The sequence below is a fragment of the Bacillus salipaludis genome (assembly GCF_004358205.1).
In genome coordinates this window covers 290,243-303,344 of sequence record NZ_SMYO01000006.1, presented here as the reverse complement: position 1 = coordinate 303,344, position 13,102 = coordinate 290,243, and the positions used below count along the sequence as shown (strand labels likewise).

General features: G+C 37.5%; 14 protein-coding genes. 2 read left to right on the top strand and 12 right to left on the bottom strand.

Translation table 11 applies throughout. The features are described from left to right. Positions 1 to 9: 9 nt before the first annotated feature. The 3 genes from pruA to pepF form a co-directional block, all read right to left on the bottom strand. Positions 10 to 1,641 carry an L-glutamate gamma-semialdehyde dehydrogenase gene (gene pruA, locus E2K98_RS14630; protein ID WP_133335292.1) on the bottom strand — a complete coding sequence of 544 codons (1,632 nt, stop codon included), beginning with the start codon at positions 1,639 to 1,641 and terminating at the stop codon, positions 10 to 12. Between the two features lie 386 nt (positions 1,642 to 2,027). After that, positions 2,028 to 2,603 carry a GNAT family N-acetyltransferase gene (locus tag E2K98_RS14625; RefSeq protein ID WP_133335290.1) on the bottom strand — a complete coding sequence of 192 codons (576 nt, stop codon included), beginning with the start codon at positions 2,601 to 2,603 and terminating at the stop codon, positions 2,028 to 2,030. 120 nt (positions 2,604 to 2,723) lie between these two features. Next, entirely contained in the window at positions 2,724 to 4,511 is a 1,788-nt protein-coding gene (pepF, locus tag E2K98_RS14620; RefSeq protein ID WP_133335288.1) for an oligoendopeptidase F, read from the bottom strand. Positions 4,512 to 4,675: 164 nt separating this feature from the next. On the opposite strand from pepF, the gene E2K98_RS14615 reads away from it, so the two are divergent. Continuing rightward, the gene (locus tag E2K98_RS14615; protein ID WP_133335286.1) at positions 4,676 to 5,830 is read left to right on the top strand and encodes a glycosyl hydrolase family 18 protein; all 1,155 of its coding nucleotides are present in this window, start codon (positions 4,676 to 4,678) and stop codon (positions 5,828 to 5,830) included. Positions 5,831 to 5,872: 42 nt separating this feature from the next. Here E2K98_RS14615 and E2K98_RS14610 read toward each other — a convergent pair whose 3' ends face one another. The 5 genes from E2K98_RS14610 to E2K98_RS14590 form a co-directional block, all read right to left on the bottom strand. After that, positions 5,873 to 6,667, bottom strand: coding sequence for an alpha/beta fold hydrolase (locus E2K98_RS14610; RefSeq protein ID WP_328591977.1), 795 nt, complete (start codon positions 6,665 to 6,667; stop codon positions 5,873 to 5,875). Positions 6,668 to 6,692: 25 nt separating this feature from the next. After that, positions 6,693 to 7,115, bottom strand: a complete 423-nt coding sequence (locus E2K98_RS14605) for an OsmC family protein (protein WP_133335284.1) — start codon at positions 7,113 to 7,115, stop codon at positions 6,693 to 6,695. A gap of 145 nt (positions 7,116 to 7,260) precedes the next feature. Further along, the gene (locus tag E2K98_RS14600) at positions 7,261 to 8,040 is read right to left on the bottom strand and encodes a DODA-type extradiol aromatic ring-opening family dioxygenase (RefSeq protein ID WP_133335282.1); all 780 of its coding nucleotides are present in this window, start codon (positions 8,038 to 8,040) and stop codon (positions 7,261 to 7,263) included. Positions 8,041 to 8,091: 51 nt separating this feature from the next. Further along, complete coding sequence (locus E2K98_RS14595; protein ID WP_133335280.1) at positions 8,092 to 8,514, bottom strand: DoxX family protein; 423 nt, start codon at positions 8,512 to 8,514, stop codon at positions 8,092 to 8,094. Positions 8,515 to 8,556: 42 nt separating this feature from the next. Further along, positions 8,557 to 9,201: an alpha/beta hydrolase gene (locus tag E2K98_RS14590; RefSeq protein ID WP_133335278.1), complete on the bottom strand. Its 645-nt coding sequence runs from the start codon at positions 9,199 to 9,201 to the stop codon at positions 8,557 to 8,559. A gap of 241 nt (positions 9,202 to 9,442) precedes the next feature. Here E2K98_RS14590 and E2K98_RS14585 point away from each other — a divergent pair, with 241 nt between their 5' ends. Beyond that, the gene (locus E2K98_RS14585; protein ID WP_133335585.1) at positions 9,443 to 9,982 is read left to right on the top strand and encodes a helix-turn-helix domain-containing protein; all 540 of its coding nucleotides are present in this window, start codon (positions 9,443 to 9,445) and stop codon (positions 9,980 to 9,982) included. 32 nt (positions 9,983 to 10,014) lie between these two features. Here E2K98_RS14585 and E2K98_RS14580 read toward each other — a convergent pair whose 3' ends face one another. The 4 genes from E2K98_RS14580 to E2K98_RS14565 all read right to left on the bottom strand — a co-directional run bounded on the left by E2K98_RS14580 (position 10,015) and on the right by E2K98_RS14565 (position 13,066). After that, on the bottom strand, positions 10,015 to 10,596 hold the full coding sequence (locus E2K98_RS14580) for a TetR/AcrR family transcriptional regulator (RefSeq protein ID WP_133335276.1): 582 nt from the start codon (positions 10,594 to 10,596) through the stop codon (positions 10,015 to 10,017). A gap of 127 nt (positions 10,597 to 10,723) precedes the next feature. Then, positions 10,724 to 11,665 carry an agmatinase gene (gene speB, locus E2K98_RS14575; protein ID WP_133335274.1) on the bottom strand — a complete coding sequence of 314 codons (942 nt, stop codon included), beginning with the start codon at positions 11,663 to 11,665 and terminating at the stop codon, positions 10,724 to 10,726. A 260-nt stretch (positions 11,666 to 11,925) separates the two neighbouring features. Then, on the bottom strand, positions 11,926 to 12,534 hold the full coding sequence (locus tag E2K98_RS14570; protein ID WP_133335272.1) for a hypothetical protein: 609 nt from the start codon (positions 12,532 to 12,534) through the stop codon (positions 11,926 to 11,928). A 109-nt stretch (positions 12,535 to 12,643) separates the two neighbouring features. Further along, the gene (locus E2K98_RS14565; protein WP_133335270.1) at positions 12,644 to 13,066 is read right to left on the bottom strand and encodes a hypothetical protein; all 423 of its coding nucleotides are present in this window, start codon (positions 13,064 to 13,066) and stop codon (positions 12,644 to 12,646) included. Positions 13,067 to 13,102: the final 36 nt, after the last annotated feature.

Genomic DNA, 13,102 nt, shown 5'->3' with positions numbered 1-13,102 from the left:
CATATTAAATTATTCTGCATCCATAAATGGATAGGCAATTTCTGCTGTTGGAGCAAAATTTTCTTTGATAACACGAGGACTAGTCCAACGAATCATGTTAAAGACAGAACCTGCTTTATCGTTTGTACCAGAACCACGAGAACCACCAAATGGTTGTTGATTAATCATCGCACCAGTTGGTTTATCATTGATATAGAAGTTACCAGCAGCACCAGATAAACGGCGTTCTAAGTGAGCAATTGCTTGACGGTCCTGTGCAAAAATAGCACCTGTTAAGGCATACATAGACGCTGTATCTGCCGCATCCAATGTTTCTTCTAATTTATCATTTTCATATACATAGATTGTTAAAACTGGTCCAAAAATTTCCTCTACCATTGTTTTGAAATTTGGATTCGTTGTCACAATGATTGTCGGTTGTACGAAATATCCAACAGAATCATCATACGTACCACCAGCAATAATTTCTGCTTCTTCAGAAGCTGCTGCATAGTCGATATAACCTGTAATGGATTCAAAAGCAGGTTTATCAATTACTGCACCCATGAAGTTTGTAAAGTCACGGACATCGCCTACTTTAAGCTTCGCAGTTTCTTCCAATAAACCAGCTTTTACTTCTTCCCACATGCTAGCTGGAATGTAGGCACGAGAAGCAGCAGAACATTTTTGGCCTTGGTATTCAAATGCACCACGAACAAGATTTGCTACTACTTTATCTGCTTGTGCTGTTTCGTGAGCAAATACAAAGTCTTTACCACCAGTTTCCCCAACTAAACGAGGATAAGATTTATAGTTTGTAATGTTTTCTCCCACTGTTTTCCAAATAGTTTGGAACGTACTTGTTGATCCAGTAAAGTGGAATCCAGCCATACGAGGATCTGTTAATACTACTTCTGATACTTGTGAACCACGAGAAGGTACAAAGTTAATTACGCCTTTTGGTAATCCTGCTTCTTCTAAGATACGAATAAAGTAGTAGTTTGCTAGAATAGAAGTTGTTGCTGGTTTCCAAACGACAACGTTCCCCATCATTGCAGGAGCTGATGGTAAGTTCCCGCCAATTGCTGTGAAGTTAAATGGAGAAATAGCCAATACAAAACCATCTAATGCACGGTAATCTAAACGATTCCAAACATTCTTCATACTTTCAGGTTGAATTTGATAAATTTGATTTGCATAATCAACGCCAAAACGTAAGAAATCTGCTAATTCTTGTGCAGAATCGATTTCAGCTTGAATAGCGGTTTTAGACTGTCCTAACATCGTAGCCGCATTCATTACGTCACGGTATGGACCAGAAATTAAATCTGCAGCTTTTAAGAAAATAGCTGCACGGTGTTCCCATGGAGTATTTTCCCATGATTCTTTTGCAGCCATCGCCGCCTCTACAGCAGCACGAAGCTCTTCTTCCCCAGCTTGGGAATAGTTTGCTAAAACATGTTGATGATCATGTGGCATAACTACTTGTTTCACTGTATCTGTTTTAATATTTTCACCATTTATAATCACAGGGATATCGACTACTGTTTCAGATTGTCGTTTTAATTCTGCTTTTAATGTTTCTCGCTCTTTTGTACCTGGAGCATATGTGTTACCAGGCTCATTTTTAGGTGTTGGGATTTTGAAAATTCCGTTAGTCATTCTTGCACGTTCCTTTCTGTTTAAAAAATTTATTACTTTAATATAGAAATTTCTTCTACCGACAAATTATAACATACTTCTTCTATTCTTTTGCTACTTACGAATAGGAAACCACACTTTTTGTATTTTGAATAATTCTTGAAATACAGTATGTTATATAATTTGCAAACCTCCATGTTGGTTGTTCAGTAAAGATATAATGCAAGTTCTGTGCCAACTTCAATTTTTGCATGATTAATGGATTTTCTATCATTCTAGTGCAAAATTCATTTGCACAAATCATATTATATCATTTCTTTGGCGCAAAATAAATTTGCATTTTATGGATTTGTGCAAAAAAATGGTTAACAGTCTATTTGAATAGAAACTGTTAACCTCATCCATCATTATAGTTGGTTAAAAATATTTTCGCTTTCTGTATTTTCGTTGAATGTTAGGACTTCGTCAACCGGTTCATAGGATTCACCATAAAAATGTTTATCCTTATAGGTATGTATTAAATCATATGTTTTTTTCATCGCCTCAAATATCATTTCCTCAGACTCTTGATTAGGGGCCCAATAGAGGATTTCCATTTGATTTATCTCATCTGTCGCTAAGGACCTTCTTCGATAACCAATTGACGTGGCATGTTCAAAACCTTCACGCTTATAAAAATGCAGCCTTTTTTCAGTATCACTGTCTTCATAATTGACTGGCTCAACTTCAAGAATAATTGGCTTTTCTTTCTGTTTCATTTTTTCTAAAAGTTTATGGCCAAGCCCTTGGCCCCGAGCATCTTTTGAAACAAAGAGGTAATCGATAAAGAGAAAATTCTCTAACTCTGCATACATCATTACATGAAGTGGTCCCTCATCCTTATGATAAATATTAGACCGTTCCTTTAGTAAGGTTTCCATATGTTCTCGTGATTTCATCTCTTCAATGGGAAAATATTGATTTAATTTTTCATACCAATGCATAATAGTACTCCTTATTATCGATTTCAATGCTCTAATAAAAGAAGTATGTGTTGATTTAAATTTTTCATACTAAAAAACCCACAACGTTTCCAACTAAATAGAAACGTTGTGGGCTTTTTTCTATAGTTGCGAAAACTCTTCCACTAATTCCCCAAACCGTTTTAAGGAATTTTCGATTGGATATGGAGTGGTCAAATCCACTCCGGTTTTCTTCAATAATTCCAGTGGATAATCGGAGCTGCCGCTCTTTAAAAACTCGATATAGGAATCCAATGTTTGCTGGTCGCCTTCTAAAATCTTCGTTGCTAAATGAATAGCGGAGGCAAATCCCGTTGCATATTTGTAAACATAAAACGGACGATAAAAATGTGGAATCCGTGACCAGCCATACTTTACTTCTTCATCAAACACAATCTCATCCCCATTATATTCGCGGAATAAGCCTTCATAAAGCTGATTAAACACCTCCACATTTAATGGCTGCCCTTTTTCCGCCATTTCATGCGTCCTCATTTCAAACTCGGCAAACATCACCTGGGTAAAGTAGGTACCTTTAAATTGATCAATAAAATGATTAAGCAAATGTTTTCGTAAATCCGGATTCTTTTCATTGCTTAATAAATAATTAATTAACAATACTTCATTAACAGTGGAGGCTACTTCCGCTACAAAAATGCTATATCTAGCCGTGATTTGCGGCTGATGTTCTGAACTCAACCGGCTGTGAACTCCATGACCGCATTCATGGGCTAAGGTAAACAAACTGTCCAAATCATCCTGATGATTCAACAGGATAAACGGATGGATACCGTACACGCCAAGATTATAAGCCCCAGAGCGCTTTCCCGGTGTTTCACGAACATCAATATATCTGCCATCTTTAAACTCTTTAAGGATGCTGACATAACTTTCACCCAAAGGGGCTAAAGCCTTACACATAATATCAAATGCATCCTCATAGGAAATCACTTGTTTGGCACCGCTGACGAGCGGGACACTTAAATCATATTGGCGGAGTTCATCAAGCATTAATTTCTCCTTGCGGATTTGTGTATAGCGATGCATCGGAGCAATATTATTTTTCGTCGTTTGAATCAGATTTTCATATACCTCTTTAGGAACTTTATCACCAAATAGCGCTTTCTCAAGAGCGGATGGATATTGACGGATTTTTGCCAGCTTCACATTATTTTTTATGGCAGCGGAAAGCGTCGAGGCAATCGAATTTTTCAACTGAACATAAGGTTGATAATATGCCTTGTAGGCCTCCCTCCGCTTTTCACGGTCCTCATCCTCTATTAATTTTGAATACATCCCTCTCGTTAATTCCACTTTTTCCCCGGTGTCATTCGTTACCTCACCAAACTTAATATCGGCATTATTGATCATCCCAAAGGTATGGCTCGGAACAGAAAGTGCCTCTCCCAATTGAGAAAGAAGTTCCTCCTGCTCCTTACTTAAAACATGCTGCTTATATCGGAATGACTCTAATATATCCTCTTTAAAATATTGAAGCCCCTCTTCTGAAGCAATGTAATGGTTTAAAGTTTCCTCATCTAAGCTTAATAAAAATGGCATGAAAAAGGATGTCGTTGAACTTACCTTTACACTTAGCTGCTTTGCTCTGTCCTGTAAGACTTGAGACGCGGTCTCTCTTGTATCCTCATCCACTTTCAGCATTGAAAACGCGTATAATTTATTAAAAACAAAAGATAACTCCTCACTCAACTTTAGGTATTGGTACAGGGATTGCCCATCTACAATGTTTCCATCAAATTTCTTTAGCTTCTCGGTCATATCTTCGATTTTTTTATAATCATTTTCCCAGCTGCTTTGATCTTCATATAAATCAGCTAAATTCCATGTTTCATTTACAGGAATTTCTTTTCTATTTGTATAGGTTGTCATATTAGGACTCCTTTACCACAATTTTCTTATTTACTATTATCACATTTTTATTAAAATACTTAAAATATTTTACTTCCGATTTGAACTAGATATTACCAGCTCTTTCTCAGCTTTTTTTCTGTTACAATTTTATAAGTGAAGTTATAAGGGGGGAATTGAACTCCATGAAAAAACACTCGATCCTCCTAACCGTGATACTTTTAACCATTTTTATTGGAGGATTTATTTCGGGAATTTTATATTCTGATAAAAAGGAAGAACAAGCAAAAGTGCTTAAAATAGAACAAGTACCAAAATCATCGGTAAGGCCGGAACAAAAGGCATTGCCTAAATGGGAAGAACCAAAACAGCAATCAAAAGTGCTGATCAGCTATATACAGGATTTTCGTGATCCTAATGTGGTTGATTACACCAAAATCACACATGTTATTTTTTCATTTGCCCATCCCATGAAAGACGGTAGCATTGGTCTCAATGGCAAAACAGCCCTAACCAATCTACGAACAATGGTATCAAAAGCACATAGCCATCATGTCAAAGCAATGGTTGCAGTAGGCGGCTGGTATCATATGAACGGCGGGGAATCCTATGATTATTTTAAAGCAGCGATTTCCAATCCAGCTTCCCGGACAAAACTTGTGAGCGAACTTACTAGTTTTGCAGACCGTGAAAAACTTGATGGAATTGATATTGACTTTGAATTTCCTCGTTCGACAGCTGATGCTGAAAACTTAACAAAATTCACAAAAGAATTAAGCAACAAATTACATGCAGAAAACAAAGAACTATCCATGGCGGTTAATTCTAAGATTCATGCTGTAGCCGGTACGGTTGTTGGTTTTATCGTCTATAATCCTGTGATGTTCCAATATACGGATCATGTCAATATTATGGCTTATGACGGACAATGGGATGGCGGCTATCATGCGTCCAACTTGTCTCCCTACCCGTTAACGGAGAAAATCGTTAACTATTGGACAAACCTGTTTAAAGTAAACCATCTTTCAACCGAAAAGCTCGTTTTGGGTGTCCCGGCTTACGCACAGCCAGTTAATCCTAAAATTAAGCAGGTTTCTTATGCCGCAATTGTCCATAAAGATCCGGCAAATGCAACGAAAAATGTTGTCCAAATGAATGGCACCACTTATTACTATAACGGTGAAACGACGATGAAATTGAAAACCAAACTGGCTCTTGACCATGGCTTCGGCGGCATGATGATGTGGGAAGCAGGTCATGATACAAAAGGTCAAGATAGTTTGACAAGCTCGATTTATGATACTTTAATGGAATCAAAGCAATATACGTATAATCAGTAAAAGCAAAGCAGTTATCTTTTCGGGAGATAACTGCTTTATTGTTTAAACTTCTATTAGGAATTTGTCTATTTCAGAAATGAGTTCATTCGGATTCTCATACATACTCATATGACCTGAATCTGTGATTATACTCTGCTTAATATTGGATTTGGTAACAGAAAAGGTATTTTCTTTCGGTATAATCTGGTCCTTTTCACCAGCAATTAATAAGACAGGAAGTGTCGTCTCTTCTAAGACATAATTACGATTTGGTCTGTTTTTCATGGCAATAAGGGTACTCATTGCACCATGAGGCGATGTTGAATACCCGATTTGTCTCGTCGTATCAACGTATTCAGCATTTTTCTCGACGTTTTCAGGCGAAAATAGCTTAGGGACTAATCCATCTATAAGAACAGAAATTCCGAGCTCTTGGACTTTTGTAACATTTGCTTCCCTACCCTTTTTCGCGTCATCAGAATCCGGAAAAGCCGTGGAATGAACTAGTGAAAATCCACTTAACCGTTCACTATACTTTTCCGCAAAAGCTAGCGTTATGTAACCTCCGAGTGAATGACCAAACATAGTAACCTTATCAACATTTAACTCGGCTAAAAACTCCTTGATGACATCAGCAAAGACTTCAATCGTATCATTTTCTTTAAAAATAGTTGTGTCTCCATGCCCCGGGAGGTCTGGAGCAATAACCCGATATTTTTCCGCTAAACTTGGAATGACTTTCTCCCAATAACGGCTGCTGCCACAAAATCCATGGAGAAAAATAATGGGCATTCCTTTCCCTTCATCGATATAGTCCATTGTTCCATTTTTCAATTGAATAGATTTTACCTCCATCATAACGTCACATTCCTTTCAAAGCCATTTAAATACTTTTTGTTTCCCCACCGTTTATTGAATAACTTGCATGAATGGTCGCACTTAATGAATGGGATACGGAGCAATATTTATCCATGGAAAGCTGGATGGCGCGAAGTACCTTATCTTCAGAAAGGTCCCCTTCTAATGCATAATGAATATGAATTTCAGTAAATTTTTTCGGATGTTCATCGGCCCGCTGACCTTCGACATCCATGTGAAATTTAGTTGGATTTAAACGCATTTTTGTCAAAATCGAGATAATATCAATCCCCGTACAGCCCGCAACCGCATTTAACAGTAATTCTGTAGGTCTTGCCCCGCTATTTGTTCCTCCTACCTCTTCTGCTGCATCCATTTTGATTTCATGACCTGATGGAGTCGTACTGGAAAACGCCATTTTCTCGGTCCACTCGATTTTTGTCTTCATTGGTTAGAACCCCCCTGTTATATAAATTAGTAATCATTTACCATATTAGTACAATTATTTAATAATGTCCCTATTGGACCTGCATTTTAATCTTTTTGTTCAAAAAAAGAAAAAACAGACCAATATGATCTGTTTTCAATAAATATTATCCAAATTGCCAAACACTGTGACTGAGGTTTCCGTAACGAAAACTTCTATGAAGCAAGGTAGCTTTTTTCGCATCATCCGCTGCACCCATCGCATAAAAAAGTGGAACAAAGTGTTCATTTCCATAAGGAGGAACTGCATATTGTGCATTTGGAGCCAGCTTTTCATAATTGAAAAGAGAGTCTAAATCCCATTTTTTCAAATGTAAGCTTAACCACTCATCAAATTCCAGTGCCCACGAATCAACTTCGCCATTGTCGGCCCACTTCACTGCTCTTAGGTTATGAACGGTCCCTCCGCTGCCAATAACTAAAATATCCTTTTCTCTTAAAACGGCTAAAGATTTACCAATTTTATATTGCTCTTCTGGTGTAAGATTCGGATTAACGGACATCGCAATAACAGGAATATCAGCATTTGGATAAAGCAGCCGAAGCACTACCCAAGCGCCATGATCTAAACCGCGAGTCGTTTCAATTTGAAAAGGGACTCCATTTTGGGTAAATAAATCTTCAATTTCTTTAGCAATTTCTAATTTTCCTTTTGCGGGATATTGAATCGTATATAAAGACGGGTCGAAACCACCAAAATCATAAATGGTGGAATACGTATCAACCTCACTAACTTTTTGATCAGTTGACTCCCAATGCGCAGAAAAAACAACAATCGCTTTTGGACGTGGCATCGATTGACCCAACTGGGTAATAAACTGGGTATACTCATTGTTTTCAATTGCAATTAACGGTGCACCGTGTGCAATAAACAGTGATGGTATCATGTTATTTCCTCCTCACTTTTTAATTTCCAAATAAAATTCTGATTTCACCTATTAAAGTGATGTTGTATTCGTTTTTTGTCCTTTGACAATTAGGGAATCGAGCGAAAACAGTTTGCTTCCATTGATTGCGATAAAGATTGCCATTGCAAGGAATGCAAGATCTAATTCATAACCAGCCATTTGACCATTTCCTAAAAAACCTACTGCTAATTTTACTTTTAACGTTGCTCCAGCCATTAACAAAACAAATAATCCTGCAACCACTCTGCTTCCTAAACCAATAACAAGTAGAATACCTCCAAGGATTTCAAAAGAAGCTACAACATATGCCATGAATCCTGGTAATCCCATACTGCTAAACCAGCCGACAATATTTTCAATCCCGCCTTGGAACTTAGCTAACCCATGAATAAAAAATGTTATCCCTAATATTACACGTAAAATAATCGTACCAACCTCATATTTCTTCATCATTTTTTCTTCCTCCTCTATTTTTCCACTATAATTCTTTTCTAATTAATTCTTTAAACTGTTTATGATCCATTCCATAAAATCCTGCTGGTTCATTAATGAAACGGTATGTCCTTCATGATAGGTTTTGAACGTAACATCCGCACCTAACTCCCTGAAATATTCATCATTGGCCACTCCCCATTCATATGGAAGAACCTGATCCATATCACCATGAGAAATAAACAAAGACAAGTCATTGACTGGTTTGATATCATACTCCTCTTTAACGAAACCAGGAATATATCCACTGAGTGCAATAATTCCTTTGATCCGATTGCCTAATGTTAAACCAAGCGTCATCGAAACAATTGCACCTTGACTAAAACCAAGCAAATACAATTGATTTGGATCAATTGGGTATTGTTCGCTAGCATAATCAATAAAGCTGGTTAGCTTGCGAATTCCTTCATCAAACACCGATCGATGCGGTTTTCCATAGCCTTCAATCGTAAAGAAAGCATAGCCAGGCGGCTGTGTTAAATGTCCCCGAACACTAAAAATGAAAAACTTCTCTTCTAGTCCCTCTACTAAAGACAACATATTTTGTTCATTGCTGCCGATTCCGTGCATAACAAACAAGGCGGGATAGATTTTATTTGGGTCTGTTTGTTTTGGTCTTCTTAGTTCATAAATCATCGGTGAATTCATGAGTGATCATCCTTTCATTTATTTCTTTTACTAATAGGTTGGCTATTTATGAATATAAAATCCAAAACATTAGTATCCACATAATAATATTAAATTCATATTACAAAACTCAAAAGAAATAATGTTTCCTAATATGAATATTATTTATTTATAAGATAACAATATTGCATATAGAATGTCAATTATTTTTTTGCTAATATATAATTATGTTTCCTATTAGAAAACTTACGAGGTGGTTATTCTGGATATTGGTTCAAAAATTCGCGCAATACGTAAGAGAAAAAAAATTACCATTGCCCAAATGTGTGAAAGTACTGGTCTTTCAAAAGGTTTTATCAGTAATGTGGAAAACAATAACACTTCCCCATCCATTAATACCTTGCAAACCATTGCTGAATTTCTGGAAGTACCATTGCCATATTTATTGTTAAAAAAAGAACACCATATGCGGGTAGTGAGGAAAAATGAGCGTTCGCAAACAACTTTTCATACGTTAAAAATCGAACATATTTCATCAAAAGGCGGATTGCGAATGATGAGTGTGGAGTTCCCCCCTGGGGCGTCAATGGGGGAAGCGAATGCGCATGAAGGGGAAGAATGTCATTTGGTCTTAGAAGGCAAAGTCCTGGCGGAACAGGGAGAGGATTCCATTATTTTAGAAGAAGGCGATTCCTTTAGCTGGAATGCAAGTGTCCCGCATTTTGTTAAGAATATCGGTGACACAAAAGCAGTCGTATTAATTTCGATTTATTCAGATACAGAGCTGAGGGATTTGTTTTAAGATGAAAAAACAGCTGCGAATATCCGCAGCTGTTAATCATTTTTAAGCCCATACCAAAAGTTTGTCCAGATATTTGCAATCCTTGGTTTCATCTTTTCAGCACCATAAAAGGATAATTCAATGAAAATCCCGTCAATTAAACAATAGAAAGACATGATGAAATCCTCGATATTCCCTTCGCGAATTTCCCCTTTTTCCATCCCTTCCCTAATAAGCGTCCGAAAGATATCAGACATTTCTTCTTCAGAACGGAAAAACTGATGGTGTAATTGTTCCTTTAATGACTCTGGAGGAAAAACCATTGCTCTATTTAGAAAAGTGGATTGATCCTCAAACTCAATATAATATTCAAAAGTTACCTTAAGAATTTGAAGGAGCTGCTCTTCAGCTGTTAAACCTTTAATACTATCCATGATATTTTTAATTTTTTGAACATGAAACATCAAAATATTCTCGTAAATCGTCAGAAAAATCTCTTCTTTACTTTTGAAATGGTTATAAATAGAAGGCTTTTGAATCCCCACTGCCTTTGCAATTTCAGATAAGCTCGTTCCTTCATATCCATTTTTTGCGAAAAGTGATAATGCTGCTGCAATAATTTTATCTCTTGTCATAACTGTCCCCCGAAAAAATTACATCTTTCGTCAATTATAAACCCTAATGATACGAAAAGTCTAAAGGAGACAGTTTTCCTTCATTAAAAAAAGTTCTGTTTTGCCCAAAACAGAACTTTCTCAAGATTTATACCGTTTCTTTTTTAATCTTTAAGGTTGCTAAACTAGCAAATTCATGAACAAGCGTTGCTGCCAATAATGAGGTAATTCCTGTTGGGTCATAAGATGGCAATACCTCTACCAAGTCATAACCGATAAAATTGAAATCAGTTAAGGAGCGAACCATTTTCAATGTTTCAAGGCTACTAAATCCGCCTACTTCTAATGTTCCTGTTCCAGGTGCACAGGATGGATCAACGAAATCAATGTCAAATGTTAAGAAACATGGTGTGTCACCAATTACTTCTTTCATCTCACGTAAAACATCTGCAAAACCACGTTCACTAAGTTCTGGAGTAGTAACGACTTTGTAACCTAACTCATAGCTGGCATCTAAGTCACCCGGATCGTTCAATGTTCCTCTAATTCCAATCTGGAATACTTTTTCTGGGATTAATAATCCTTCTTCATAAGCACGAATAAATGGTGAACCGTGCCAGTATTTTTCATCATAATAAGTGTCCCAAGTATCTGTATGGGAATCAAAATGAATCATTGCCACTGGTCCATACTTTTTAGCTGCAGCACGGAGATTGGCTAAAGTCACAGAGTGGTCTCCACCTAAACCGATAGGAATAATATTTTTGTTCATTAAATCAGACACTGCTGCTTCAATTAATTGATAGCTGCGATGGATATTATGTGGAACTACTGAAATGTCACCAACATCGATGGCATTCGTATCTTCAAAAGGAAATACCTTATGAACTGGATGATAAGGAAATAATGTCATCGAAGACTGACGAATAGCTTGCGGTGCAAAACGTGCTCCGACCTTAAAGGAAGCAGCTGTATCAAAAGGCATCCCTATGATTGCTAACTTCGCATTTTCTCGTTCAACTGGTAATCGCATAAACGTTCCGCTTGTACAAAATTCTGGTTTTACATCAGGACTTAATGGGTATTTCATGATAATTTGTCTCCTTAAAATTAAGTATTAACTACCGGTAGTTAGTTTAATTAAATTATAAGGTGAAGGAATTGAATAGTCAAACAATTCTTTTAAAATATTTTTAAGATTTTAAGGCAACCTATACCGTTTTATTTCTAATAAGCGGACCGCTTCGAACATATAAAGGATTGTTTCTTTGCTTCCTTGATGAATTTTTTTCATCGACTTTATGAAGGACGTTTCTTCGCTTCCTTGATGAGTTTTGGCTTTCATCGACCTTATGAAGGACGTTCCCTTTGCTTCCTTGATGAATTTTGGCCTTCATCGACCTTATGAAGTACGTTCCTTCGCTTCCTTGATGAGTTTTGGCCTTCATCGACCTTTTGAAGGACGTTCCCTTCGCTTCCTTGATGAATTTTGGCCTTCATCGACCTTATGAAGGACGTTTCTTCGCTTCCTTGATGAATTTTGGCCTTCATCGACCTTATGAAGGACGTTTCTTCGCTCCCTTGATGAGTTTTGGCCTTCATCGACCTTATGAAGGACGTTTCTTCGCTTCCTTGATGAGTTTTGGCTTTCATCGACCTTATGAAGGACGTTTCTTCGCTTGCTTGATGAGTTCTGGCTTTCATCGACCTTATGAAGGACATTTCTTCGCTTGCTTGATGAGTTCTGGCTTTCATCGACCTTATGAAGGACATTTCTTCGCTCCCCTGATGAGATTTGTCCTTCATCGACCTTATGAAGGACGTTTCTTCGCTTCCTTGATGAATTTTTGCCTTCATCGACCTTTTAAAGGACGTTTCTTCGCTTCCTTGATGAGTTTTGGCCTTCATCGACCTTATGAAGGACGTTTCTTCGCTTCCTTGATGAGTTTTGGCTTTCATCGACCTTATGAAGGACGTTCCCTTTGCTTCCCTGATGAATTTTGGCCTTCATCGACCTTTTGAAGGACGTTCCCTTTGCTTCCTTGATGAATTTTGGCCTTCATCGACCTTATGAAGGACGTTCCCTTTGCTTCCTTGATGAATTTTGGCCTTCATCGACCTTATGAAGGACGTTCCTTCGCTTCCTTGATGAGTTTTGGCCTTCATCGACCTTATGAAGGACGTTTCTTCGCTTGCTTGATGAGTTTTGGCCTTCATCGACCTTATGAAGGACGTTTCTTCGCTTCCTTGATGAATTTTGGCCTTCATCGACCTTTTGAAGGACATTTCTTTGCTTCCTTGATGAGTTTTGGCCTTCATCGACCTTATGAAGGACGTTCCCTTTGCTTCCTTGATGAGTTTTGGCCTTCATCGACCGTTTTATTTCTAATAAGCCGACCGCTTCGACCTTATGAAGGACGATTCTTCGCTTCCCTGATGAATTTTGGCCTTCATCGACCTTTTGCTCTTTTACATCTTTTTCTATACACAAAAACAATATGATAAAATAACATTACAAGGTTAGGTG

Coding starts and splice junctions, on each gene's coding strand:
- pruA (WP_133335292.1), bottom strand. CDS start 1,641: ATGACTAACGGAATTTTCAAAATCCCAACACCTAAAAATGAGCCTGGT.
- E2K98_RS14625 (WP_133335290.1), bottom strand. CDS start 2,603: ATGCATTGGTATGAAAAATTAAATCAATATTTTCCCATTGAAGAGATG.
- pepF (WP_133335288.1), bottom strand. CDS start 4,511: ATGACAACCTATACAAATAGAAAAGAAATTCCTGTAAATGAAACATGG.
- E2K98_RS14615 (WP_133335286.1), top strand. CDS start 4,676: ATGAAAAAACACTCGATCCTCCTAACCGTGATACTTTTAACCATTTTT.
- E2K98_RS14610 (WP_328591977.1), bottom strand. CDS start 6,667: ATGATGGAGGTAAAATCTATTCAATTGAAAAATGGAACAATGGACTAT.
- E2K98_RS14605 (WP_133335284.1), bottom strand. CDS start 7,115: ATGAAGACAAAAATCGAGTGGACCGAGAAAATGGCGTTTTCCAGTACG.
- E2K98_RS14600 (WP_133335282.1), bottom strand. CDS start 8,040: ATGATACCATCACTGTTTATTGCACACGGTGCACCGTTAATTGCAATT.
- E2K98_RS14595 (WP_133335280.1), bottom strand. CDS start 8,514: ATGATGAAGAAATATGAGGTTGGTACGATTATTTTACGTGTAATATTA.
- E2K98_RS14590 (WP_133335278.1), bottom strand. CDS start 9,201: ATGAATTCACCGATGATTTATGAACTAAGAAGACCAAAACAAACAGAC.
- E2K98_RS14580 (WP_133335276.1), bottom strand. CDS start 10,596: ATGACAAGAGATAAAATTATTGCAGCAGCATTATCACTTTTCGCAAAA.
- speB (WP_133335274.1), bottom strand. CDS start 11,665: ATGAAATACCCATTAAGTCCTGATGTAAAACCAGAATTTTGTACAAGC.
- E2K98_RS14570 (WP_133335272.1), bottom strand. CDS start 12,534: ATGAAAGCCAAAACTCATCAAGGAAGCGAAGAAACGTCCTTCATAAGG.